Annotated in this window: 21 protein-coding genes; 20 read left to right on the forward strand and 1 reads right to left on the reverse strand. The window is 65.5% G+C overall.

The annotated features are described in order from the left end of the window. Positions 1–24 precede the first annotated feature (24 nt). The 20 genes from F0185_RS22935 to F0185_RS23030 all read left to right on the forward strand — a co-directional run bounded on the left by F0185_RS22935 (position 25) and on the right by F0185_RS23030 (position 23438). A complete protein-coding gene (locus F0185_RS22935) occupies positions 25–1542 on the forward strand; it encodes an O-antigen ligase family protein (protein ID WP_167228385.1) in 1518 nt (505 codons plus the stop codon). Then, entirely contained in the window at positions 1539–2678 is a 1140-nt protein-coding gene (locus tag F0185_RS22940) for a glycosyltransferase family 4 protein (protein ID WP_167228387.1), read from the forward strand. Before F0185_RS22935 ends, F0185_RS22940 begins: the two co-directional genes overlap by 4 nt. A gap of 8 nt (positions 2679–2686) precedes the next feature. Beyond that, entirely contained in the window at positions 2687–3283 is a 597-nt protein-coding gene (locus F0185_RS22945; RefSeq protein ID WP_223164558.1) for a serine O-acetyltransferase, read from the forward strand. A gap of 12 nt (positions 3284–3295) precedes the next feature. Then, positions 3296–4798, forward strand: a complete 1503-nt coding sequence (locus F0185_RS22950; RefSeq protein ID WP_167228389.1) for a lipopolysaccharide biosynthesis protein — start codon at positions 3296–3298, stop codon at positions 4796–4798. Positions 4799–4815: 17 nt separating this feature from the next. After that, entirely contained in the window at positions 4816–5973 is a 1158-nt protein-coding gene (gene wecB, locus F0185_RS22955; RefSeq protein WP_167228391.1) for a non-hydrolyzing UDP-N-acetylglucosamine 2-epimerase, read from the forward strand. After that, positions 5970–7238, forward strand: coding sequence for a glycosyltransferase (locus tag F0185_RS22960; protein WP_167228393.1), 1269 nt, complete (start codon positions 5970–5972; stop codon positions 7236–7238). Before wecB (F0185_RS22955) ends, F0185_RS22960 begins: the two co-directional genes overlap by 4 nt. Positions 7239–7325: 87 nt before the next feature. Then, positions 7326–8483, forward strand: coding sequence for a glycosyltransferase (locus F0185_RS22965; RefSeq protein WP_223164559.1), 1158 nt, complete (start codon positions 7326–7328; stop codon positions 8481–8483). 13 nt (positions 8484–8496) lie between these two features. After that, entirely contained in the window at positions 8497–9972 is a 1476-nt protein-coding gene (locus F0185_RS22970) for a phenylacetate--CoA ligase family protein (protein WP_167228397.1), read from the forward strand. Further along, on the forward strand, positions 9972–11024 hold the full coding sequence (locus tag F0185_RS22975) for a glycosyltransferase family 4 protein (protein ID WP_167228399.1): 1053 nt from the start codon (positions 9972–9974) through the stop codon (positions 11022–11024). The genes F0185_RS22970 and F0185_RS22975 overlap by 1 nt, the downstream gene beginning before the upstream one ends. Continuing rightward, a complete protein-coding gene (locus F0185_RS22980; protein ID WP_167228401.1) occupies positions 11021–13015 on the forward strand; it encodes a heparinase II/III domain-containing protein in 1995 nt (664 codons plus the stop codon). The genes F0185_RS22975 and F0185_RS22980 overlap by 4 nt, the downstream gene beginning before the upstream one ends. A 359-nt stretch (positions 13016–13374) precedes the next feature. Then, positions 13375–14499 (forward strand): non-hydrolyzing UDP-N-acetylglucosamine 2-epimerase, encoded by a 1125-nt coding sequence (gene wecB, locus F0185_RS22985; protein WP_167228442.1) that lies wholly within the window; start codon positions 13375–13377, stop codon positions 14497–14499. After that, positions 14496–15233, forward strand: coding sequence for a WecB/TagA/CpsF family glycosyltransferase (locus F0185_RS22990; RefSeq protein WP_370664054.1), 738 nt, complete (start codon positions 14496–14498; stop codon positions 15231–15233). The genes wecB (F0185_RS22985) and F0185_RS22990 overlap by 4 nt, the downstream gene beginning before the upstream one ends. Before the next feature lie 62 nt (positions 15234–15295). After that, the gene (locus F0185_RS22995) at positions 15296–16576 is read left to right on the forward strand and encodes a nucleotide sugar dehydrogenase (protein ID WP_166890679.1); all 1281 of its coding nucleotides are present in this window, start codon (positions 15296–15298) and stop codon (positions 16574–16576) included. After that, positions 16564–17304 carry a hypothetical protein gene (locus F0185_RS23000; RefSeq protein WP_167228403.1) on the forward strand — a complete coding sequence of 247 codons (741 nt, stop codon included), beginning with the start codon at positions 16564–16566 and terminating at the stop codon, positions 17302–17304. The genes F0185_RS22995 and F0185_RS23000 overlap by 13 nt, the downstream gene beginning before the upstream one ends. A gap of 44 nt (positions 17305–17348) precedes the next feature. Then, positions 17349–18347, forward strand: a complete 999-nt coding sequence (galE, locus tag F0185_RS23005) for a UDP-glucose 4-epimerase GalE (protein ID WP_167228405.1) — start codon at positions 17349–17351, stop codon at positions 18345–18347. Positions 18348–18390: 43 nt separating this feature from the next. After that, the gene (locus tag F0185_RS23010) at positions 18391–19536 is read left to right on the forward strand and encodes a nucleotidyltransferase family protein (protein ID WP_167228407.1); all 1146 of its coding nucleotides are present in this window, start codon (positions 18391–18393) and stop codon (positions 19534–19536) included. A gap of 66 nt (positions 19537–19602) precedes the next feature. Then, positions 19603–21030 carry a mannose-1-phosphate guanylyltransferase/mannose-6-phosphate isomerase gene (locus tag F0185_RS23015; RefSeq protein ID WP_167228409.1) on the forward strand — a complete coding sequence of 476 codons (1428 nt, stop codon included), beginning with the start codon at positions 19603–19605 and terminating at the stop codon, positions 21028–21030. A gap of 394 nt (positions 21031–21424) precedes the next feature. Continuing rightward, complete coding sequence (locus F0185_RS23020; RefSeq protein ID WP_167228411.1) at positions 21425–21856, forward strand: hypothetical protein; 432 nt, start codon at positions 21425–21427, stop codon at positions 21854–21856. A 48-nt stretch (positions 21857–21904) separates the two neighbouring features. Next, the gene (locus tag F0185_RS23025) at positions 21905–22927 is read left to right on the forward strand and encodes a TIGR03790 family protein (RefSeq protein WP_167228413.1); all 1023 of its coding nucleotides are present in this window, start codon (positions 21905–21907) and stop codon (positions 22925–22927) included. Positions 22928–22931: 4 nt separating this feature from the next. Next, on the forward strand, positions 22932–23438 hold the full coding sequence (locus F0185_RS23030; protein WP_167228415.1) for a hypothetical protein: 507 nt from the start codon (positions 22932–22934) through the stop codon (positions 23436–23438). A gap of 258 nt (positions 23439–23696) precedes the next feature. Here F0185_RS23030 and F0185_RS23035 read toward each other — a convergent pair. Continuing rightward, positions 23697–23811: transposase (locus F0185_RS23035; RefSeq protein ID WP_187362618.1), on the reverse strand; the 115-nt coding region annotated here is incomplete at its 5' end.

Genomic DNA, 23811 nt, shown 5'->3' on the forward strand with positions numbered 1-23811 from the left:
CGGATCGAACGCACAGGGGCCGGCATGATCGAGCACCCGGTTCCCCAGTCGCGCCGCTACAAGGGCGGCAGCAAATGGACGGCGCTGGTCGGCATCGTTGCGCTGCTGCTGCTCGCGGCCGTGTTCGGCGCCGCCGTGCCGACCCTGGGCGTGCTGGTGCCGGCGGCCGTGATCATGTGCGCCCTGAGCTTGTGGGTCATGCTCGATTTCCGGGTCGGGGTTGCCGCCGCCATCGTCATCATGCCGCTCTCGGCGCTGGCCTTCTTTCCGCATGAAATGCTGGGCATCCGCGGTCTCAATCCGCTCAACATGATCTTGTTCCTGACCATCGTCTCCTACGTCGTCCATGCCGGACTGCGGCGCTGGCGCGATCCGATCGCGCCGATGCGCCTGCTCGCCTGGTATGTGCTGCCGATCGGCATCGCCTGCGTGGTCGGCATGTCCAACGTCAATCTGATTCCGCCACGCTTCGAGGCCGAACGCCTGATCCAGTACCACGACGGCTTCGGCTATCTGCGCGACATGTTCATCAAGCCGCAATTCCTGGTGCTGCTGGCGCTGATGGTGGGGCTGTCCGTGCGCCACAGCAAAAAGCCGGAAAAATTCCTCTACCTGATGCTCCTGTCCGGCTGGATCTTCTGTGGCCTGGTGGGCTGGCGCTTGCTGAGCTCGGGCATGTCGCTGCGCCAGCTGGCCTCGCCCCTGGCGCGCGACTTCCTGGGCACCCTCGGCATGCACGCCAACGAGATGAGCCTGTTGTTGAACATGCTCTACGCGGTAACCCTGTTCTCGCTGCGCGGGGCCGGCGACGCCCAGCGCCGCCTGCTGTTCGTATCTTCCGTGGTGTTCGCCGTGTGCGTGCTGATGACCTTCTCGCGCGGCGGCTTCATCGGCTTCATCCTGGTCAACCTGATTTACTTCTGGAAGCGCATCAGCGTCAAGACCGTCATCATCGGCGTGATCGTGGCCGGCTGCATCGGCCCGCTGGTGATCGAACCGATCCTCGAACGCGCCCTGACCGGGGTCGGTAACGGCGACCGCGGCGCCGTGACGGCCGGCCGCCTGGACGGCATCTGGCTGCCGCTGCTGCCGTATGTGCTGGAGGAACCGGTCTTGCCGCACGGCGTGCGCTCGCTCTTGTGGAGTCCGCCCGTGCGCCTGAACAAGATGCTGCCGGTGGCGCAGACCCACAGCGCCTGGCTGGGCGGCCTGATGGACCTGGGCCTGGTCGGCTTCGGCTTCGTGCTCGCCTTCCTGCTGTTCGTGCGGCGCGAATTCTTGCGCCTGTCGCGCGAGCATGCCAGCGCCAGCCTGCAAGGCATGTTCGCCGGCGGCGCCGTGATGATTCCCGTATGGTTCATCCAGGGCTTTACCGACGATATGTTTACCCCCACTTTTTCGCAATCGTATTTCTGGATCCTGCTTGGCGTCCTGATGGGTTGCGGCGGCGTGTACCGCATGAAGGACAGGAACCGGCATCGGGAACCGGCGCCCTGGCACGACAAGCCCTTTGACTTACGGAAAGACGAGTTGGCAACGTGACGGATATTGATTCAACGCAGCGCAAATCGGCGCGCATCTGCATGCTGAACTATTACGCCTGGGGCGTCATCGCCGACCTGGACGGGAAAAAAGTCCACATCGGCGGCGAAGAAGTGCAGCACGCGCTGATGTCGCGCTACCTGGCCCGCAGCGGGCACCAGGTCACCTCGCTGGTCGGCGACTTTGGCCAGCAGCCGGTCGAGCAGGTCGGCGGCGTGACCGTGCGCAAGACCTTCGCCCTTGCCGACGGCTTGCCCGGCCTGCGCTTTCTGGCCCCGCGCCTGACCGCCACCTGGGCCGCCATGAAAGCGGCCGACGCCCAGGTCTACTACGTCAGCTGCGCCGGCGCCACCGTCGGCATCGCCGCCGCCTTTTGCAAGCGCTACGGGCGCCGCTTCGTGTTCCGCATCGCCTCCGACGCCGATTGCGCGCCCGATACGCTGATGCTGACCAACGCGCGCGACCGCGCCCTGTATCACTACGGCCTGCGGCGCGCCGACGCCATCCTGGCGCAAACCGACAAGCAAGCCGCGCTGCTGCTGAAAAACTACGGCTTGCATGCCGAAGTGGCCGGCATGTTTTCCGACTTGCCCGACACCATCGTCCCGCCCGCCGAGCGCCCCACCGACCTGCTGTGGCTGGCCAATATGCGTTCGATGAAGCGTCCCGAGTGGTTCATCGACATCGTGCGCGAGCTGCCCGAATTCGTCTGCGAAATGGCCGGCGGCGCCCATCCGGAGGAGCGCGAGCTGTACGCGCGCGCCGAAGCGGGCGCCAGCGCCCTGCCGAACCTGCGCTTTCACGGCCAGGTCAAGTTCGGCACCACGCGCAGCCTGTTCGCGCGCGCCCGCATTTTTGTGAACACCTCGTCCTTCGAGGGTTTTCCCAATACCTATCTGCAAGCCTGGGCCAACGGCGTCCCGGTGGTGGCCACGTTCGATCCGGACGGCATCATCGCGCGCCTGGGCCTGGGCGTGGCGGTGAGCGACGTGGCCGGCGCCGTCGCGGCGGCGCGCGCGCTGCTGGCCGATCCGGCCCGGCTGGCCGAATACAGCGCGCGTTGCCGCGCCTACGCCAGCACCCGCCTGGCGCCCGAAACCGTTTCCGCTCCCTACCTGTCGGCGCTGCTCGCATGAACCAAGGCATGAACCAAACACCACGTCAACGCCTGCGCATGCTGTGGGGCTCGGACCTGTATCGCTGCCTGCAAGGCGCCAGCGGCTGGAAAGCCGGCCTGCGCGCCTACCGCATGGTGCCGGGCTTTCGCTTCCTGTTCTGGCTGCGCCTGGCGTCTGTCACGCGCGGCGCCGGCGGCCTGTGGAAGCTGGCCCATGTCGCCGCGCGCTTCATGCACAAGCACTACCGCTTCAAGTTCGGCATCTCGATCCCCTACGACACCGAGATCGGGCCCGGCTTTTACATCGGCCACTTCGGCGGCATCGTGGTCAGCCGCGACGCCCGCATCGGGCGCAACTGCAATATTTCGCAGGGCGTCACCATCGGGCAGGTCAACCGGGGCGAGCGCAAGGGCGTGCCCGTGCTCGGCGATAACATCCACATCGGCGCCGGCGCCGTGCTGCTCGGCGCCATCAAGGTCGGCAACGGCTGCGCCATCGGCGCCAACGCCGTGCTCACGCGCGACCTGGACGACAATTCGGTCGCGGTCGGCATTCCGGCCAAGGTCATCTCGACCAAGGGCAGCGAAGGTTACGTGGAGTATTGTGATTATCCAAATGCGTAGCCGGGGCTTGCAATGACGGGCGCCAGCCTGAAACGCGGCGCGATCACCCTGACCGCCGCCAACATGCTCGACTTCGGCCTGCAGTTTTTGATGCCGATCGCGCTGGTGCGCCTGTTGCCGACCTCCGCCTTTGCCGACTACCGGCTGGCCTGGCTGGCGATCGGCACGGCCATGGCGATCGCGCCGTTCGCGCTGCCGCGCAGCCTGTTCTATTTCCTGCCGCGTCACGAAGGGCAGGCGCGCGCGCCGTATGTGCACCAGACCTTGCTGATGCTGCTGTTGACCGGCGCTTTGGCCGGGCTGGCGCTGGGGCCGTGGAATCCGTTGCTGCCGGCCAGCCTGCGCGCCATGCACAGCGCGGCCTGGTTCATGCCGGCCTTCCTCACCCTGTGGGTGGCGGCCAACCTGATCGAGTTCCTGCCCAATGCGCGCGGCGACGTGGCCGGGCAGGCCAAGACCATCGTCGCGCTGGCCGTGCTGCGCGTGGTGATGGTGGCCGCCGCCGCCTGGTCCGGGCGCGCCGACGTGGTGTTCGGGGCCCTGGTGGCCTACGCCGCCATCAAGGTGCTGCTGGTGCTGCTGCATATCGGGCGCCACTACGGCTGGCGCGTGTTTCCGCTGCAAATGCCGGTGCTGCGCACCCAGCTGGTCTATTGCGTGCCGTTCGGCCTGGCGTCGGCCCTGTTCCTGCTGCGCGGCCAGGCCGACCAGTGGGTCGCGGCCGCCATGTTCCCGGCCGCCGCCTTTGCCGCCTTTTCCATCGGCGCCGTCATCATGCCGGTGGTGGCCCTGGTGCGCAACAGCGTCAGCAACGCCATCGCGCCGCGCCTGTCCGCGCTCGAATCGAACAAGGACCAGGACGGCATGCTGCGCCTGAACCAGCGCGCCAACCTGGCCAGCGCCTACGTGCTGCTGCCGACGCTGATGCTCACCGCCGTGCTGGCCGTGCACATCGTGACCGTGGTCTATACCGACAAATACCTGCTCGCCGCCGACGTGATGCGCATCAATTGCCTGGCTCTCCTGGGCGTGGCGGTCGAGGTCAGTACGCTGACGGTGGTGCTCAACCAGGGCCGCTTTTTACTGGCCGCCGACGGCTGCCTGCTGTTCGTCAGCCTGGCCGCCGGCGTCACCGGCGCGCTGCTGTTCGGCATACCGGGCGCTGCGCTCGGCAACGTGGTCACCCTGGCCGCCGGCAACGCCTTCAGTTTCTGGCGCGTTTCGCGCGTGACCGGGGTGCCGCTGCGCCGCCTGCAACAGTGGGGCGCGTTGCTGCGCATCCTGGCCGCCTGCGTCGGCGCCGGCGCGCTGGCGGCGCTGCTCGATGCGGCCAACCTGGTGCGCATCGTATGGCTCGAAGCGGTGCTGATCGGCGTTGTCTTCGCCGTCGCCTATGCCGTCCTGCTCAAGCTGGCCGGCGCGCTGGCCGAGGCGCGCGCCCTGTTCCTGCCGCAGCCTGCGGCCAAAGCCGCATCGCCCGCACCTCCCGCATCGCCTATTCAAAAACACGATTAACCATTCCAGGATCGACCATGCCCGCACTTCAAAAACTGCTCTTCGTCTTCGGCACCCGCCCCGAGGCCATCAAACTGGCGCCGGTGGTGCTGGCCGCGCGCGCCCACGGCGGCTTCGAGGTCGTGGTCTGCGTCACCGCCCAGCACCGCGAAATGCTCGACAGCGTGCTGGCCTTTTTCGGCATCAAACCCGAGCATGACCTGAACCTGATGAAGCCGGGCCAGACCCTGACCGGCCTGACCACCGGGGTGCTTGAGGGCCTGGCGCCCGTGCTGGAACAGGAGCGTCCGGACTGGGTGCTGGTGCAGGGTGATACCACCACCGCCTTTGCCGGCGCGCTGGCGGCGTTTTACGCCAAGGCCAAGGTGGCCCACGTGGAAGCGGGCCTGCGCACCGGCAATATCTATGAACCCTTCCCGGAAGAGATGAACCGCAAGCTGGTCGGCGCCATCGCCGAGATGCACTTCCCGCCGACCGCGCCGGCCAAGGTCAACCTGCTGCGCGAAGGCATTCTTGAAGAGCGCACCCTGATCACCGGCAACACCGGCATCGACGCCCTGTACCTGGTGCGCGCGCGCCTGCAGGAAGACCCGGCTTGCCGTGCGCAAGTGGCCGCCGCGCTCGAGCCGCAGGGCTTGAACCGCTTCATCGGGCCGCGCCGTCCCTTCGTGCTGGTCACCGCGCACCGGCGCGAAAGCTTCGGCGCCGGCTTCGAGGCGATCTGCACCGCCATCGCCGAACTGTGCACGCGGTATCCCGACATCGATTTCGTCTTCCCCGTGCATCCGAATCCGGCCGTGCGCGGCGCCGTCGAACGTTACCTGGTGCCGGCCGGCTTTGCCAACCTGGTGCTGTGCCAGCCGCTCGACTACCTGCCGTTCGTGGCGATGATGATCAACGCTTCCGTGGTGCTGACCGATTCCGGCGGCGTCCAGGAAGAAGCGCCGAGCCTGGGCAAACCGGTGGTGGTCATGCGCGACGTCACCGAGCGCATGGAGGGGGCGGCGTCGGGCATGGTGCACCTGGTCGGCCCCAACCGCGAGCGCATCGTGACGGCCGTGGCTGGCTTGCTCGACAGCGAAGTGCGGGACGGCAGTGGCGGTAATTTCTATGGCGACGGCCACGCCTCGCGGCGCATTCTCGATTCCCTGGCCGGCTTCGGAGAGCGCGCTTGAAGATTTTTGCAATCTGCTACTACGCGCCGCCCAAGCTGACCCCGCAGGCGATCCAGATCGGACGCCAGCTGTACCACCTGGACGCGCGGGTAGAGCTGCTGCACGGCAGCGATCCGCAGTTTTCCGACGCCTACGACCAGTATCCGGATTTTTTCGAGCGCATCGGCTCGCTGTGCGTGCCCAGCCCCGGCACCTTTTTCAAGGGCTTCCTGCACAAGGTCGCGCGCCGCCTGCTGCCGCTGTATAACACCATTCCCGACGGCCTGGGTCCGTGGCGCCGCCGCGCGCTCGGGCCGGCGCTGGAACGGATCGCGGCCAGCGGCAGCGAGGTGCTGGTCAGCTTCGGCATGCCGATGTCGGACCACCTGCTGGCGCTGGAAATCAAGCGCCGCACCGGCTTGCCGTGGCTGGCGCATTTCAGCGACCCCTGGTCGGACAATCCCTTCCATCCGAACACCTGGATGGAACACCGGGTCAACGCGGCGCTGGAGCGGCGCGTGATTGGCGCCGCCGACCGCGTCTTGTTTACCTCGCAGCGCACCCTGGACCTGGTGATGGCCAAGTATCCGCCCGCCTGGCGCGCGCGCGCCGCCGTGCTGCCGCACGCCTGGGACATGGACAATTTCGCGGGCCCGGCCCCCGCATTGGCGCCGGCCGTGGCGGTGGCGGCGCGTCCCGGCGTGCGCCACGTGGTACGCCACATCGGCGCCTGTTACGGGGCCCGCTCGCCCGAGCCGCTGTTCGCGGCGCTGGCGCGCATGCTCGAACGCCAGCCGGGCGCGTTTGATGCGGTGGCCTTCGAATTCGTCGGCCACGTCTCGCCCAACCTGCTCGCCTCGGACGCTTACAAGGCGCTGCCGGCGGGCTTGGTGCGCATGCGCGGCCAGGTCGGCTACCGCGAATCGCTGCAGCTGGCGCGCGACTCCGACGCGCTGCTGGTGATCGACGCGCCCAGCAAGTTGCCCAGTGTGTTCCTGCCAAGTAAGTTGGTGGAATACATCGGCGCGCGCCGCCCGGTCTGGGGCATCACGCCGCCGGGCACCTCGGCCGACCTGATCGCCGAGTGGGCCGGCAGCGCCGACGCCTGCGCCGCGCCGGACGATATCGAAGCGGTCACCCGCATGCTGCGCACCGGCCTGGCCGCGCTCGATGGCGAGGCAGGGCAGGGCGGGCCGGAAGCGGTCGCCGAACGCTTCGCCGCGCCGCGCGTGGCCGCCGCCCTGAAGGCCCAGATCGCGCTGGCGATGGGACGCGACGCGTCCTGAACCGGCTGGCGGCCCCGCCCCCGGCGCGGGCCGCACACTTGACCTTGATTTCTTGACCATGATTGCTCGACAACCCAGATGACGCCAATGACCCTCCTGTTCGTCGCCGACCAGCTCAAGTTCGGCGGCGCCGAACGCCACCTGGTGGCGCTGGCGACCGGCCTGGCCCAGCGCGGCCACAAGGTGGCCGTGGCCTACCTGAAGGATTCCGACGAACTGGCCGCCGAGCTGGAACGGGGCGGGGTCGCGCCGATCGTCTGCTGCCATTCGGGCGGCGGGGTCGACCTTGGCGCCCTCAAGCGCCTGGCCGGCCTGATGGATCAGCTGGAACCCGACCTGGTGATCGCTACCTCCCAATATTCGCAGATGTGCGCCACCATGGCCGGCTGGCGCGCGCGCCGCCGCCCGCCGCAGGCCTTCATTTGCCACAGCATGGGCGTGGTGCGGCGCGGCGGAAGCGCGCGCCTGCGTTTCATCGTCTATCGCCAATTCTATCGGACCGCCGCCTGCGTCATCTTCATCAGCGAGTTGCAGCGCGGGTTCTTCGCCAAGCTCGGTGTCGGCCTGCGCCGCAGCGAAGTGGTGCACAACGGGGTCGACCTCGGGCATTTTTCGGCCGAGCTGGTGGCGCAGCCGGCTAGCGCCCTGCGCGCGCAGCACGGCGTCAAGCCGCACGAGCTGGTAATCGGCCTGTGCGCCATTTTCCGCGAGGAGAAACGGCACGGCGACCTGCTCGAAGCGCTGGCGCGCTTGCGCGCCCAGGGCGTGGCGGCGCGCGCGGTGCTGGTCGGCGATGGCGTCACGCGCCCGCAGATCGAGGCGCGCATCGATGCCCTCGGCCTGCGCGACGCGGTCCTGCTGGCCGGCTTCCAGCAGGATGTGCGGCCCTTCATCGGCATGTGCGATGTGATGACCCTGACCTCGCACGACGAGAATTTTCCGATCGCCACCCTGGAATACATGGCGCTCGGTAAACCGCTGGTGTCGAGCGACGTCGGCGGCATGCGCGAGCAGGTCGACGACGGCGTCAACGGCCTGCTGTACCCGGCCGGCGACGTCAAAGCGCTCACTGCCGCCCTGACCCGTTTGAGCGACCCGGCGCTGTGCGCGCGCCTGGGGCAGGGCGCGCTGGCCTCGGTGCGCGCGCGCTTCGATGTGCAGCACATGATTACGCGCTACGAAACCATCTTCCGCGGACTGGCCGGCGTGCGCGCCGCTGCCGCCACCACAACCACCACAGCATAGAAAGCCCATCAACATGCCGATCGAAGACATTGTCCATCCATTCCTGAAGTTCTATACGGCGGCCCCGCAATGGGTCAAGAGCTCGCTCGGCCATGTGTACTCGATGGCGCCGACGCGCCTGCGCTACGGCGCCAAGTACGACGAGTTCCAGGCCGAAATCAACCGCTGCAACGACCCGGTCTGGACCGCGCGCCGCGCCGACGAAAAACTGCTCGAGACCCTGCGCTGGGCGATCGAGACCGTGCCCGCCTACGCCCACCTGAAAGGGGCGCTGGCCGAGGTGCGCGATCCGTCCGACGCAACGCGCCTGTTGGCGGCGTTCCCGCTGCTCGAAAAAGAATCGCTCAAGGCCGACAGCACCCGTTATCTGTCCAACAAGATGGGCCCGGAAACCCACCTGATGGCGTTCACCGGTGGCTCGACCTCGGTGCCGATGAAGCTGTACCTGGAAAAGTACGTCTCGCGCTCCAAGGACTTTGCCTATAACAGCACGTTCGATACCGTCGCCGGGGTCGGCAGCGGCGACGTCATCCTGGCGCTGCGCGGGCGCAGCGTGCCGGGCGCCGGCAAGCCGGGCGGCTCCCTGTGGATGTACGACCCGATCAAGCGTTACCTGCATCTGTCGTCGGATCACCTGGAAGCGCAGTACATGCCTGGCTACGTGGAAGCGATCGCCAAGTGGAAGCCGACCATCATCCACGCCTTTCCGTCGGCGCTGGTGCCGCTGGCGCACTGGTTCAAGGCCAATCCGGCCCCCGAGCTGGTCGCGCGCATCCGCGCCGTGCAGCTGTTTTCCGAAAATGTCTACGATTACCAGGTCGACCTGATCCGTGAAGTGTTCGGCTGCCCGGTGCTGCTCGACTACGGCCACTCCGAGCGCGCCGTCAAGGCCATCTCGCTGCCCGAAGACAGCCGCTATTTCTTCTGGCCCCTGTACGGCAAGGTCGAATTGGTCGACAACGACGGACGCGCCATTACGGAACCGGGCGTGATCGGCGAAATCGTCGCCACCGGCTTCGACAACCGGGTCATGCCGCTGATCCGCTACCGCACCGGCGACCTGGCCATGTGGAGCAAGGCGCCCAACACCATTCGCCCGGGCTTCGCGGTGGTCGAACGGATCGAAGGGCGGCTGCAGGAATTTTTGGTGTGCCGCGATCACCGCCTGGTGTCGATCTGCACCATCGGCGCGGCCCACTTCGAGCAGCTCGCCAGCGCCGACATGATGCAGTTCGAGCAAGACGCGCCCGGCAAGGCCACCCTCAAGGTCATGTCCGACACCGAACTGACCCCGCGCGCGCGCGCCGCGCTGGCGGCCGGCGTCCTGGCCAAGACCCAGGGCGGGCTCGATATCGAGATCGTGCGGGTCGACGGCATCCCGCGCACCGGCTCGGGCAAGCACAAGCTGCTGATCCAGCGCCTCGACCTGTCCGGCTACCTGGGCGCGGCCCATATCGAGCGCGAGAGCGACAGCGCCGGGACGCTCTGATGAAGTCGGTGATCATGATCGGCCCGTCGCCGGCAGCGCGCGGCGGCATGGCCAGCGTGATCCAGACCTATCTGGCGCACGGCTACGAGGAGGGCGGGCGCTGCCGCTTCATCGCCACCCACGTCGACGGCGGACCGCTGCGCAAGGCGCTGCGCGCGCTGGCCGCGCTGCTTCAATTCCTGGCGCTGCTCGTGCGCGGGCGCGTCTCGGTGCTGCATGTGCACCTGGCCTCCGGGGTCAGCTTCTGGCGCAAGGCGCCGTTCATGGCGGCGGCGCGCCTGTTCCGCCGCCCCGTGCTGGTGCACCTGCACGGGGGCGAATTCATCGACTTCGTCGAGCTGCGCCTGTCCGGCTGGCGCCAGCGCTTCGCGCTGCGCCTCTTGGGCGACGCCGCCGCCGCCTTTGCCCTGACCGAGGTCTCGGCCACCTGGCTGCGCACGCGCGCCGGGCTCAAGACGGTCGAGGTGTTTCCCAACCCGATCGCCGGCATCACGCTGGCGGCGCGCCGGCCCGGGCGCAGCGTGCTGTTCCTGGGACGGCTGGAAGAGAAGAAGGGCGTGTTCGACCTGATCCGCGCCTTCGCCGCCGTGCATGCGCAATCGCCCGAGGCGCGCCTGGTGCTGGCCGGCGACGGCGACGCCGATGGGGCGCGCGCACTGGCGGCCGAACTCGGCGTGGCCGACTGCGTGCGCCTGCCGGGCTGGGTCGATGCCGGCGCGCGTGCGGCCTTGTTGGCCGAAGCGGCCGTTTTCGTGCTGCCATCACACAAGGAACAGATGCCGATGTCAATTTTGGAAGCCATGATGGCAACGGTTCCAGTCGTGGCCACCAATGTTGGCGCTGTGCCACACATGTTGGATCAAGGAAAGTGTGGTTTTCTCGTTGAAGTGAGCAATATACCCCAGCTCGCTGCCTGTATTTTGCGCATTTTGGATGATAATGTCTTGGCGGATATGATCTCCGAGCGCGGACTGGCACGTGTCAAGTCCGAGTACATGGTCGGGACAGTCTTGCGACGTCTTCGACAACGTTATGAGGAGTTGGCAGCATGATAAGATTAGTTAATGTTATTTCACTGGCGACGGCAGCCTTGTGCATGCCTGCCCTGGCCCAGAATTTCACCACCGTCGCACCCCGTTTTACCACGGCCGAGCTGACCGCCACGGCCAGCGCTTTGGCCCCGTCTTCCCTGACCGCCGCCATCGATAAATTCGACGCCGCCGCGCCAATGGGCCACCCGCGCCTGTTCAAGGGCCAGCCCGATTTCCTGGGCATCGTGGCCGCCACCAAGGCCGAGCGCACCTCGTCCATCGTGGCCGTGACCGGCTATTTGCAGCGCAATTCGGTGGCCAATGTCACCAGCGCCCTGAAGACGCAGATTAATTCCAGCAATACCACGGTGCGCATGGAATCCTGGTGGCAGCAGGACCGCATCCTGGAAGGCATGGCCGAGGCGGCCGTGGCTTACCATATGACCAAGAATCCCTGGTTTATCACCGAAATGCGGGCCCGCATGCAACTGTTTGCGCCAGGCATCCTGGCGCGCAAATGCGTCGGCGACGTTTCGGAAACCCGCGATTACGCCTGGTTCTATGCCCTGGCCTACGATTTTGCCTTTCCCGCCATGACGGCCGCCGACAAGCAGATGGTCAAGGACATCGTGCTCGCCTGCGGCAACTCGGGCCTGAACAAGGTGGCCGACACGGTCAAGCTGTATCCGGAAAACGGGATCGCCTACAACGCCCTGGGTAAATTCGTCGGCGCCCTGCTGATCGTGCGCGGCGACATGCCCGAGACCCATGCCTGGCTGCGCACCTCGCTGCCGCTGTATGTCAGCAGCACCAGCCCATGGGGCGGCGACGACGGCGGCTTTGCCAACGGATCGAGCTATGCCGGCTGGGAATCCGGCGAATCGCTGCTGATGTGGGACTTGATCGAGCGCGTGCTCGGCGTGCCGTTCTACCGCAAGCCATGGCTGGCCGAATTCGCCCGCTTCATGGCCTACGCCCTGCCGCCCGGCGTGCCGGTTGGCGTGTTCGGCGACGGCGCCGAAGTGAACCGGATCGAAGAATGGGCCCGCTTCGGCAAGGCCGTCATGAACCGCTCCGACACCACCTTGTCGCGCTGGTACGTCAAGCAGCAGAGCGGCGAAGACTATGCGCGCCTGCACATCCTGCTCAGCCCGCGCGAGTTCTCCGGCCCGATCACCTTGCCGGCCACCCAGCCGAACGGCGCTTACTTCCCGGCGATTGGCTGGGCCGCCATGCACAGCTCGCTGGCCGACCGTGCCCGCACCTCGGTATTCTTCAAGAGCAGCCCGTTCGGCTCGGTGAACCACTCGCATGCCGACCAGAACAGCTTTGTCATGTATTCCAAGGGCAAGGTCCTGGCCATGGACAGCGGCAACTACGATTACTACAACTCGCCGCACTGGCGCGACTACTACAAGCAGACCAAGGCGCACAATGCAATCACCTTCGACGGCGGCCAGGGCCAGTACCTGGGCGCCGGCGGCCTGGGCGATCGCGTCGCGTCCGGCAAGCTGACCAAGTTCCTGCAGACGGCCGCTTACGACATCAGCACCGGCGACGCCACCGCCGCCTATGCAGGCAAGCTGAGCCAGGCGAAGCGCACCGTGGTCTTCATTCGTCCATCGACCCTGGTGACGATCGACCAGCTCAACAGCGCTACGCCGCGCAAGTACGAGTACAACCTGCACACCGTGGCGCCCGTGACCGGCCCGGCGGCCGCCTTCCGCGCCGACCTGGCGCCGGCCGAGCTGTGCGGCACGGTGGCCTCGCCCGATGCGTTTGCGATGAGCACCTCGGTTGGCTACATGCCGGCGCCGACCGTACCGACGGGACCGCATTTCTGGAACAAGTTTAACTATGCGACTGCCAAGAACCGCGGCTTTTTCGTCTCGGTCCTGCGTTCGAACTGTTTGACTGTGAAACCGGAGATCGTTTTTAGCGCTACCAATGCGAAGATCACGGTTGGCGGACGTGTCATTTCGGTGACCGACCTGGATGTGACGGTCAACTGATATCTCCCCCTGCCTTGCGCCAGCGCCTGCTGGCGCAAGGCGACGCGGACCCGGTACGCAAGCGCGGTGCCCGGTCCGCGCGTTCGGGCCCGTGGCCGACACGGGCTGCCTGAACGACAGCGCCGCCTTTTCCCCTCCGCCATCTCTTGAACGAATTGCCGCGACGCCGGCGTTCGACCCATCCGCTTCACCTTCAATCACCCCTTGTTGCCCTCAAGAACGCTTCGTGATGCGTCTCGACAACGGACCGGCTCCGGGCGCAACGCTCGCTTGCCGGGCGGGCGCGCACATTCGATAATGTGCGGACAACGAATTTGCCTTTCCGATTATAATTGCTTTTTTTATAAATCTGGATGACTATGCCACTGATCTATCTGGTTGCCGGTGCTCGACCCAACTTCATGAAAATCGCACCGATCGTGCGCGCCTTGCAACAGCAGGACACGCTCACGTTCAAGATCATCCACACCGGCCAGCACTACGACCGCGAGATGAACGATGTGTTCTTTGAAGAGCTGGGCATTCCCCAGCCCGATATCTTCATGGGCGCCGGCGGCGGCAGCCATGCCCAGCAGACGGCCAAGATCATGGTCGCGTTCGAAGAGCTGTGCCAGGCCGAGCGCCCGGCCGCCGTGCTGGTGGTGGGCGACGTCAATTCCACCCTGGCCTGCTCGATCGCCGCCAAGAAGCTCAACATTCCCGTGGCCCACGTCGAAGCGGGCTTGCGCAGCGGCGACATGACCATGCCGGAAGAAATCAACCGCCTCGTCACCGACAGCATCAGCGACTGGTTCTTCGTCACCGAGCCAAGCGCCGTGACCCACCTGCAGCGCGAAGGCAAGGCCGAGTCGGCGATCCATTATGTCGGCCATGTGATGGTCGATAATGTGTTGTTCCAGGCCGACAAGCTGAGCGCGGCCGATACGTCCTCGTACGAAACGAGCGCCATCAAGGCCACGCGCAGTGCCAACGGCGCGCGCTACGGCGTGGTGACCCTGCACCGTCCCAGCAACGTGGACGACGCCGCCATGATGCGCACCCTGGCCGGCGCCCTGCGCGAAATCGCGCAGGAGTTGCCGCTGATCTTCCCGGTGCATCCGCGCACCCGCGCCAATCTCGACAGCTTCGGCATCGACCTGGGCCCGAACGTCACCCTGGTCGGCCCGCAAGCCTACATGGCCTTTCTCAACCTGTGGAAGGACGCGGCGGTGGTGCTGACCGACAGCGGCGGCTTGCAGGAAGAAACCACCGCGCTGGGCGTGCCCTGCATCACGATCCGTGAAAACACCGAGCGCCCGGTCACCGTCGACGAAGGTTCGAACGTGCTGGTCGGCACCGATCCGGCGCGCATCGTGGCCGAGGCGCGCAAGGTCTTGCGCGGCGAAGGCAAACAGGGCCGCCGCCCGCACCTGTGGGATGGCAAGGCGGCCGAGCGCATCGTCGCCATCCTGACCAAGGAACTGGCAAGCAAGGAACTGGCGTGAGCGAGCGTATCGAGATGATGGGTTGCCTGATGGACAACCTGACGATGGAAGAAACCTTGCTAAAAGTGGAAGGTTTCATCGCCGCCGGCACCCCCCACCAGCACGTGGTCGTCAACGTCGACAAGCTGGTCAAGGCCAACCGCGACCCTGAACTGCGCCGCATCATCAACGAATGCGCGCTGATCAACGTCGACGGCATGCCGGTGGTGTGGGCCGCGCGCCTGCTCGGCAAACCCCTCAAGGAGCGCGTGGCCGGGGTCGACCTGTTCGAAGCGCTCATGAAGCGTGCCGCCGAAAAAGGCTGGCGCGTCTACCTGCTGGGCGCGCGCGAAGAAGTCGTCTCGGATGTGAAGCGCATCTACGAGAAAAAATACGCCGGCATGACCCTGGCCGGCTACCGCAACGGCTACTGGAAACCCGAAGAAGAAGCGGGCGTGGTCGAGCAGATCGCCGCCGCCAAGGCCGACCTGCTGTTCGTGGCGATCAGTTCGCCCAAAAAGGAACACTTTTTGGGCCAGTACCAGGCGCAGATGAAAATTCCATTCGCGATGGGCGTGGGGGGCACCTTCGACGTTGCCGTCGGCAGGGTCAAGCGCGCCCCGCTGTGGATGCAGAAAAGCGGCCTGGAGTGGTTCTACCGCTTCCTGCAGGAGCCGCGCCGCATGTTCCGCCGTTACTTTATCGACGACATGGGCTTCATCTGGCTGTTCCTCAAAGAAGCGACCCGGCGCTGAGCCCCGGTTGCTGAATCTTCGTTGCTGAATCCTATTTACACTATTCATTCAAAGGCAGTTTTATGAGCACAATTGGCGTCATCGGTCTTGGCTACGTCGGCCTCCCCCTCGTTGTCGAGTTCGCGAAACTGGGTCCGACCATCGGCCTCGATATTTCGGTCTCCAAAGTCGAATCCTGCCGGCGCGGGGTCGACCCCTCGCGCGAATTGTCGGACGAGCAGATGGCCGCGGCCGTGCACGCCGAGTACACCAACGATCCGGCCCGCCTGGGCGACGCCGACCTGATCATCGTGGCCGTGCCGACCCCGGTCGACATCGCCCACAATCCCGATTTCGGCCCGCTGATCGGCGCCAGCCAGGTGGTCGGCAAGCACATGAAGAAGGGCGCCACCGTCATCTACGAGTCCACCGTGTATCCGGGCGCGACCGAAGAAGTGTGCATCCCCGTGCTCGAAAAAGCTTCGGGCCTGAAGTGGAAGGATGACTTTTTCGTCGGTTACTCGCCGGAGCGCATCAACCCGGGCGACAAGGAACACACGCTCACCACGATCCTGAAAGTGGTCGCCGGCGACACCCCGGAAACGCTGGAAAAAGTGGCCACGATGTACGAGTCGATCGTCAAGCCGGGCGTGCACCGCTGCTCGAGCATCAAGGCCGCCGAAGCGTGCAAGGTCATCGAAAACACCCAGCGCGACCTGAACATCGCGCTGATGAACGAACTGGCCATCATCTTCGACAAGATCGGCATCGACACTTCCGAAGTGCTGAAAGCGGCCGGCACCAAGTGGAACTTCCTGAAGTTTTCGCCAGGCCTGGTGGGCGGCCACTGCATCGGCGTGGACCCGTACTACCTGACCCACAAGGCCGACATGCTGGGCTACCACCCGCAAGTGATCCTGGCGGGCCGGCGCATCAACGACGGCATGGCCAAGTTCATCGCCGAAACCACCATCAAGAACATGATCGCCGCCGGCAGCTACATCAAGGGCGCCAAGGTCAACGTGCTGGGCCTGACATTCAAGGAAAACTGCGCCGACCTGCGCAATTCCAAGGTGGCCGATGTGATCACCGAACTGAAAACCTACGGCGTCGAGGTATTCGTGCACGACCCCTACGCCGATGCCGACGAAGCGATGCACGAATACGGCGTCAAGCTGGTCGGCTGGGATGAATTGCCGCGCGCCGACGCGGTCGTGGCCGCCGTCTCGCACCGCCAGTTGATGGCCACCTCGATCGAAGACTTCCAGAAGAAGTTGATCAAGGGCGGCGTGTTCATCGACGTCAAGGCCGCCTTCGACCAGGCTGCACTGGTCGAGGCCGGCATCAAGGTATGGCGCCTGTAAAAGGCATCCTGGCAAGGCGGCGCCAACGCGGCGCCGCCTTGCTGCTGATGCTGGCCGTGGTGGGCCTGGGCGCGGCCTCCATGCTCATGGCGGGGATCGGCAAGACCGATACGCGCGCGCGACCGGAGCGGCGCAGCGCGGCCGCGCTGGCCCAGGCGCGCGAAGCGCTGATCGGCTTTGCGCTGGTCAACGGGCGCCTGCCGCGCCCGGCGCAGGAGGACGGCGGCGGACGCGAGTTCGACGGCCGCTGCGACAGCGAAGAGCGCTGCAGCGGCTTGCTGCCCTGGGTAACCTTGGGCCTGCCGCCCGGCGACGGCTGGGGCAAGCTGCTGCGCTACAGCGTCACGCCGGCGCTGAGCGCGGCGCCGGTCCATCCCACCGTAGCCTTCGGCACCAAGTCGATCGTCACGCGGCGCGACGGCCGGCTGGTGCGCCAGGTTGGCGCGGCGGCGTGTTCGATGGCCACCCAGTGCGGCGCCGCCGTGGTGTTTTCTTACGGGCGCGAGCATGGCGGCACCAGCGTGCACGGCGTGCGCCAGCCCGGCACGTCCCTCACCAATGCCGATGAGCGCTTCAACGCGCTCGCCACCACCACCTTCATCGAACGCCCCCTGAGCCGCGATCCGCTGGCCGCCGGCGGCGAGTTCGACGACCAACTGGTGCTGTTGCCGGTCGGCGTACTGTTTAATCGCATGAGCCTTGCGCGCATCTTGCCGCAGAGCGAGTAGGGCGGCCACGGGCTGCCTTCACCTTTTTTCGAAAGCGTCACATCATGAAAATTCTTGTTACCGGCGGCCTGGGCTACATCGGCTCGCATACCTGTGTCGAACTGATCAAGGCCGGCCATGAGCCGATCGCGTTTGACAACCTGTCCAACAGCCAGCGCAGCGTGCTCGAGCGCGTGCAGCGCATCAGCGGCCAGCCACTGGCCTTCATCGAGGGCGACATCCGCGATGGCGCCGCCCTCGACGCCGTCTTCCAGGCGCACCGGATTGACGCCGTGATCCATTTCGCCGGCCTGAAAGCGGTCGGCGAGTCGGTGTCGCAACCGCTGCGCTACTACGACAACAACGTGACCGGTTCGCTGGCGCTGTTCGACGCCATGGCGCGCCACGACGTCAAGTCGCTGGTGTTCAGCTCCTCGGCCACGGTGTACGGCGACCCGGTCTCGGTGCCGATCAAGGAAGATTTTGCCTTGTCGGCCACCAATCCCTACGGCCGTAGCAAGCTGATCATTGAAGACATGCTGCGCGACCTGATCAAGGCCGACCCGAGCTGGCGCATCGCGCTGCTGCGCTACTTCAACCCGGTCGGCGCCCACGAGAGCGGCTTGATCGGTGAAGAGCCGAACGGCATCCCCAACAACCTGCTGCCGTACATTGCGCAAGTGGCCGAAGGGCGGCGCGAGTTCCTGTCGGTGTACGGGGGCGATTATCCGACCCCGGACGGCACCGGCATGCGCGATTACATCCACGTTGTCGACCTGGCAATCGGCCATGTCAAAACCTTAAGCAAGCTGGCGACAGGTCCCGGCATTGTTACGTACAATCTTGGCACCGGGCGCGGCAACAGCGTGCTGGAAATGGTGCGCGCGTTCGAACAGGCCAGCGGCAAGCAAGTGCCCTACCGGATCGTGGCGCGCCGCCCCGGCGATATCGCCGCCTGCTACGCCGACGCCAGCTTCGCCGAAAGCGAGCTCGGCTGGAAGGCGGAGCGCGACGTGGCCCAGATGTGCGCCGACGCATGGCGCTGGCAATCCCTGCCCAAGTAATGTTTGAGCGCATGCTCGACGAACAAACTAAGGAAAGAACTCCATGAAAGCGATGATCCTGGCCGCTGGTAAAGGCACCCGTGTGCGTCCCCTGACCTATGATTTGCCCAAGCCGATGATCCCGATCCTGGGCAAGCCGGTGATGGCTTACCTGGTCGAGCACCTGGCCAAGTACGGCATCACCGAAATCATGGTCAACGTCAGTTATCTGCACGAAAAGATCGAAGAGTATTTCGGCGAAGGGCACCAGTTCGGGGTCCAGATCGGCTACTCCTTCGAAGGCTACACCAACGATGAAGGCGAGGTCGTGCCGCAGCCGATCGGCTCGGCCGGCGGCATGAAGAAGATCCAGGAGTTCGGCGGCTTCTTCGACGACACCACCATCGTGCTGTGCGGCGACGCCCTGATCGACCTCGACCTCAAATCGGCCCTGTTCGAGCACCGCCGCAAGGGCGCGCTGTGCTCGGTCATCACCAAGGAAGTGCCGTGGGATAAGGTGTCGAGCTACGGCGTGGTGGTCACCGACAAGGATGGCCGCATCACCGAGTTCCAGGAAAAGCCGTCCGAAGCCGAGGCCAAGTCGAACTTCATCAGCACCGGCATCTATATTTTCGAGCCGCAGGTGATCGACCTGATTCCCTCCGGCGTGCCGTTCGACATCGGCTCCGAACTGTTCCCGCTGCTGGCCAAGGAAGGCATGCCGTTCTACGCGCAGACGCGCGGGTTCAACTGGATCGACATCGGCAGCGTGTCCGACTACTGGCAGACCCTGCAAAACGTGCTGCTGGGCGAAGTCGCCCACATGGACGTGCCCGGCATCCAGGTCGAAGACGGCCTGTGGGTGGGCCTGAACACCCGCATCGACTGGCAAGGCACGACCATCGAAGGGCCGGTGTATATCGGCTCGGGCGCCTGCATCGAGGCCGGCGTGACCATCATCGGCCCGAGCTGGATCGGGCATGGCAGCCACATTTGCGAAGGCGCCAAGATCGTGCGCAGTGTGTTGTTCGAATACACACGGGTCTTGCGCGATGTAACTTTAGATGAAATGATCGTCTTTAAGGATTACAGTGTGGATCGGGCCGGCGAAATGAAGCACGTGTCGGAGTATGCCTCGGACGAGTGGGTCAATGCGCGCGACCGCCGCTTTACCCGGCGCACCGATGCGCCGCTGGAAGCGGTCAAGTAAGGCCACGCCTTGAGCACCGGGCGGCACATAAAAACAGCAGCATAAAAACGACCTGAAAGAGATGCAATGAAAATCTACCCAGTGATCCTGTCCGGTGGCGCGGGAACGCGCTTGTGGCCCTTGTCGCGCGCGGTGCTGCCCAAGCAGTTGCTGCCCCTGGTGACCGACAAGACCATGCTGCAAGACACCGTCCTGCGCGTGGCCGGCTGGCCCGAGCTGATGGCGCCGCTGGTGGTGTGCGGCAACGAGCACCGCTTCCTGGTGGCCGAGCAATTGCGCGAAATCGGCGTGACCCCGCTCGGCATCCTGCTCGAACCGGTCGGGCGCAACACCGCCCCGGCGGTGGCCGCCGCCGCCAATTACCTGCGCGCCATCGATCCGGACGCGGTCATGCTGGTGCTGCCGGCCGACCATGTGATCGACAAGAACGCGCCCTTCGCCGAGGCGGTGGCCCAGGCCGCGACCCTGGTGGCCGATGGCGCCCTGGCCACCTTCGGCATCGTGCCGCAGGCGCCCGAAACCGGCTACGGCTACATCCACCGGGGCGCACCGGCGGCCGGCGCCAGCGGCGCTTACCAGGTCGACCGTTTCGTCGAGAAACCCGACCGCGCCAGCGCCGAGGGTTTTGTCGCCGACGGCGGCTATTACTGGAACAGCGGCATGTTCCTGTTCCGCGCCGAAGGCTACCTGCGCGAGCTGGGCGAACTCGCCCCGGCCATTGCGGTGGCGGCCGAAGCGGCCGTGCGGCTCGGTTACCGCGACCTCGATTTCTGCCGCCTGGACGAAGCGGCGTTCGCCAGTTGCCCGTCGGACTCGATCGATTACGCCGTGATGGAACGCACCCGCCATGCGGTGGTGGTGCCGGCCGACATCGGCTGGAGCGATGTCGGTTCCTGGTCGGCGCTGTGGCAGGTGCAGCAGGGCCGTGGCGCGGACGCCCAAGGCAATGTGCAGCGCGGCGATGTGTACCTCGATGGCGTGAGCAATTCGCTGGTGCGCGCCGAGAGCCGCATCGTGGCCGTGGTCGGCGTCTCCGACCTGGTGGTGGTGGAAACGCCGGACGCGGTGCTGGTGGCGCACAAGGACCAGGTGCAGCGGGTCAAGCAGATCGTCGACCATCTGAAGTCGAAAGAGCGCACGGAACACTTGCATCACACCAAGGTGTACCGCCCGTGGGGGTATTACGAGGGCATCGACGCCGGCGAGCGCTTCCAGGTCAAGCGCATCACCGTCAAGCCCGGCGAAAAATTGTCGCTGCAAATGCATCATCACCGCGCCGAGCACTGGGTGGTGGTCAGCGGCACCGCGCGCGTGACCTGCGGCGAGAAAGTCAGCTTGTTGTCGGAAAACGAATCGACCTACATCCCGATCGGCATGACGCACCGGCTCGAAAACCCGGGCAAGGTGCCGCTGCACATCATCGAAGTGCAGTCGGGCAGTTACCTGGGCGAGGACGATATCGTGCGCTTTGAAGATATCTACCAGCGCGCCTAGGCTTTGCCAGGTGCAATCAAGCAAGGGAGCTGCGGCTCCCTTTTTGATTGGCGCCCGCGAGGAGGGCGTTCGATTGGTTGTCAGACAACTTGGATGCTGCATTGCAATAGAGTGATGATGGCGATTTCTAGCGCGTCGGCGCGAGAAAATGTTGCCAAACACACTTAGTTACAACTTAGTGCTTTTTTCGTGTCCTTAAATTGACGTTTCCAGAAAATTTTTTATGTTTCTTTATAGATATGTTCGCGCTACGTTGGCTCAATATGCGCCAACGTCGCATAAAAATGATAAAAAAAAGCAATTTGTTAAATCCTGAAATAAATTTCCCCTGCAGAATTGTTTCTCCACGCATAGAATTCGAGCCGTTCTCCGAATTTATCCGATGTGAGGAAGTATGTTTTTTAACGTATTCAAGCATGCGCTGGTCTGTGCCGGCATCTTTGCACTGACCGCTTGCGGTGGTGGAGAGCCAGTCGGCAGCACTAGCGGCAGCATCCAGCCGGCACCGAATTCCGCACTGCAGCAGTCGCCTTCGCCATTACCTTCGCAGTCATCTTCCAGCGCCCCTGTCAGCGCCAGCGCCTTCCGCGCCACGCCGGCGGTCAGCGCGGCCGAGCGCGAAGCCGAGCAACTGCGCATGGTCCCCTACGAGCAAGCTTTTTCGATCGAGATGCAGCGCCGCGCGCAGGAGCGTCCCGAGCATCTGCGCGGGCAGGGCGAGCCTGCCCCGGCGCAGGCGGCCTGCGAGCCGGCGCGGCCGTCCGGCTGTCCCGCCAGCGCGCCCGATGCGGCGACGCTCGTGGTCATGCCCGCCCAGCCGCTATAATCGGCGCTGCGGGGCAAGCGGCCCCGTTCACCCGACCCTGGCCACTCCATGACCCTGCGCGCAGCACTGATCCTGACTTTGGCCCTGGCCGCCACCACCGGCCAGGCCGGCGCCCAGGGCGCTTCGGCGCCGCGCCTGCGCCCCAGCCAGCTGGCGCTGGTCGTCAACGATGCCGAACCGAACAGCGTGGCGATTGCCGCGTATTACCGCAAGGCGCGCGCCATTCCCGCCGCCAACGTCATCCATGTGAGCATCCCCGGCAAGCCGCAGCGGCTCGACGCCGCCCGCTTTCACGCCCTGAAAGAGAGCATCGACAGCCAGCTTCCGGCCGGCATCGAAGCGGTGCTGATGGTCTGGACCGCGCCGTACGCCGTCGACTGCAATGCCATCACGGCCGCCTATACCATGGGCTTCGACCCTGGCCAGTGCAGCAATACCTGCGCCGCCAGCCGTCCCAGCGCCTACTTCAACGCCAGCTCGGTCCAGCCCGTGGCCGACTTCCGCATGCGCCTGTCGATGCTGCTGCCGACCGACTCGGTGGCGCAGGCCAAGGCCCTGATCGACCGTGGCGTGGCCAGCGGCTTTCGCGTGCCGAACGCCACCGCGTATTACCTGGTCACCTCGCAGGCGGCGCGCAATTCGCGGGCCGAACTGTTTCCGCGCGACGGACACATCGCCGCCAAAAAAATCCGCACCAAAACCCTGCACAGCGACGCGCTTGAGGGTGTGAGCGACATCATGGTCTACCAGACCGGCATGGCCAAGGTCGACAAGCTCGACAGCGTCAAGTTTTTGCCGGGGGCGCTGGCCGACCACCTGACCTCGTTCGGCGGCGACCTGTATGGCGCCAGCCAGATGAGCAGCCTGCGCTGGCTGGAAGCGGGCGCCACGGCCAGCTACGGCAGCGTCAGCGAACCTTGCAATCATTGGCAAAAGTTTCCGCATCCCGTCATCCTGCTCAAGCATTACCTGAGCGGCAGCAGCGCCATCGAAGCTTACTGGCGCAGCGTGGCGTGGCCGACCCAGGGCGTGTTCATCGGCGAACCGCTGGCGGCGCCGTATGGACGTTGAGCCTATGGACGTTGAGCCGCTGAGCGAATCCGGGCCGCTGCACGAGATCGGCACGCCCCATCCATGGAGCCGTGTTGTCGTCTCCACGCTCGGCTGGATTGCCAAGATCCTGGCCTGGCTGCTGATGCTGGCGATCCCCTCCTGTATCGGCCTGCGCATGTACCTGGACCGCGCCGAGCCCTTGCCGGATATGCTCGGTTGCTACCAGTCCGCCTACGATACCGTGTGTTTCATGCCGGACGGTCATTTCGAGCAGCGCACGTCAGCGGGGGTAGTCCACAACACCGGAACGTTTACCATATACGTCGACGGCTCGGGCGTGATGGAAGCACGCTATTTCGTCGACGTATGCCCCTGGTGCGACGGGACCCCCGCAGACCGCGAGGAGGTCATCCAGCCCCTCGATGAGCCGCTCATCGGCCCCAACTTCAGGCGCGGCCCAATGGGCGGCAAGGAAGTCACGTACAAGAAGAAATCCGCCGACGGCTCCCCGGCCCCTTCGCGCTATTGAGCGCCGGCCGACGCATGAGGTCTTCATCACGGCGAAAAAACTGTCGGATGGCAGCATGCATGGCCTGGGCGGGCGCGCGCTCCCTGCCTGGACAGGGCGCACGCCCGCGAACTCGGCATCGCGGCCGGGCTGGCCGGGATCCACGCCGTGCGCCAGTTGACTTGTCGTGGCTGGAACGATTGATCGGTTGCGCGGCAAACCTCGCCCTTCAGGGCGGGGTCAAGAGCGCGGACGGCGCAGCCGTCTGGTTTGGTGCGTCTAGTGCGGCGTCTGCTGCTGTTCGATGTACTGCCGGATAACGGCGATAGGCGCACCGCCGCAGCTACCGGCAAAGTAGGAAGGCGACCATAGCGCGCCGCCCCAAAGCTTCTTG

It is taken from the genome of Massilia rubra, assembly GCF_011682065.1.
GTDB classification, from domain to species: Bacteria; Pseudomonadota; Gammaproteobacteria; order Burkholderiales; family Burkholderiaceae_D; genus Telluria_A; species Telluria_A rubra.

Bases quoted from the DNA above. Each gene is read 5' to 3' on its own strand.
- F0185_RS22935 (WP_167228385.1), top strand. From the start codon at position 25: ATGATCGAGCACCCGGTTCCCCAGTCGCGCCGCTACAAGGGCGGCAGC.
- F0185_RS22945 (WP_223164558.1), top strand. From the start codon at position 2,687: ATGAACCAAACACCACGTCAACGCCTGCGCATGCTGTGGGGCTCGGAC.
- F0185_RS22950 (WP_167228389.1), top strand. From the start codon at position 3,296: ATGACGGGCGCCAGCCTGAAACGCGGCGCGATCACCCTGACCGCCGCC.
- wecB (WP_167228391.1), top strand. From the start codon at position 4,816: ATGCCCGCACTTCAAAAACTGCTCTTCGTCTTCGGCACCCGCCCCGAG.
- F0185_RS22965 (WP_223164559.1), top strand. From the start codon at position 7,326: ATGACCCTCCTGTTCGTCGCCGACCAGCTCAAGTTCGGCGGCGCCGAA.
- F0185_RS22970 (WP_167228397.1), top strand. From the start codon at position 8,497: ATGCCGATCGAAGACATTGTCCATCCATTCCTGAAGTTCTATACGGCG.
- F0185_RS22975 (WP_167228399.1), top strand. From the start codon at position 9,972: ATGAAGTCGGTGATCATGATCGGCCCGTCGCCGGCAGCGCGCGGCGGC.
- F0185_RS22980 (WP_167228401.1), top strand. From the start codon at position 11,021: ATGATAAGATTAGTTAATGTTATTTCACTGGCGACGGCAGCCTTGTGC.
- wecB (WP_167228442.1), top strand. From the start codon at position 13,375: ATGCCACTGATCTATCTGGTTGCCGGTGCTCGACCCAACTTCATGAAA.
- F0185_RS22995 (WP_166890679.1), top strand. From the start codon at position 15,296: ATGAGCACAATTGGCGTCATCGGTCTTGGCTACGTCGGCCTCCCCCTC.
- F0185_RS23000 (WP_167228403.1), top strand. From the start codon at position 16,564: ATGGCGCCTGTAAAAGGCATCCTGGCAAGGCGGCGCCAACGCGGCGCC.
- galE (WP_167228405.1), top strand. From the start codon at position 17,349: ATGAAAATTCTTGTTACCGGCGGCCTGGGCTACATCGGCTCGCATACC.
- F0185_RS23010 (WP_167228407.1), top strand. From the start codon at position 18,391: ATGAAAGCGATGATCCTGGCCGCTGGTAAAGGCACCCGTGTGCGTCCC.
- F0185_RS23015 (WP_167228409.1), top strand. From the start codon at position 19,603: ATGAAAATCTACCCAGTGATCCTGTCCGGTGGCGCGGGAACGCGCTTG.
- F0185_RS23020 (WP_167228411.1), top strand. From the start codon at position 21,425: ATGTTTTTTAACGTATTCAAGCATGCGCTGGTCTGTGCCGGCATCTTT.
- F0185_RS23025 (WP_167228413.1), top strand. From the start codon at position 21,905: ATGACCCTGCGCGCAGCACTGATCCTGACTTTGGCCCTGGCCGCCACC.
- F0185_RS23030 (WP_167228415.1), top strand. From the start codon at position 22,932: ATGGACGTTGAGCCGCTGAGCGAATCCGGGCCGCTGCACGAGATCGGC.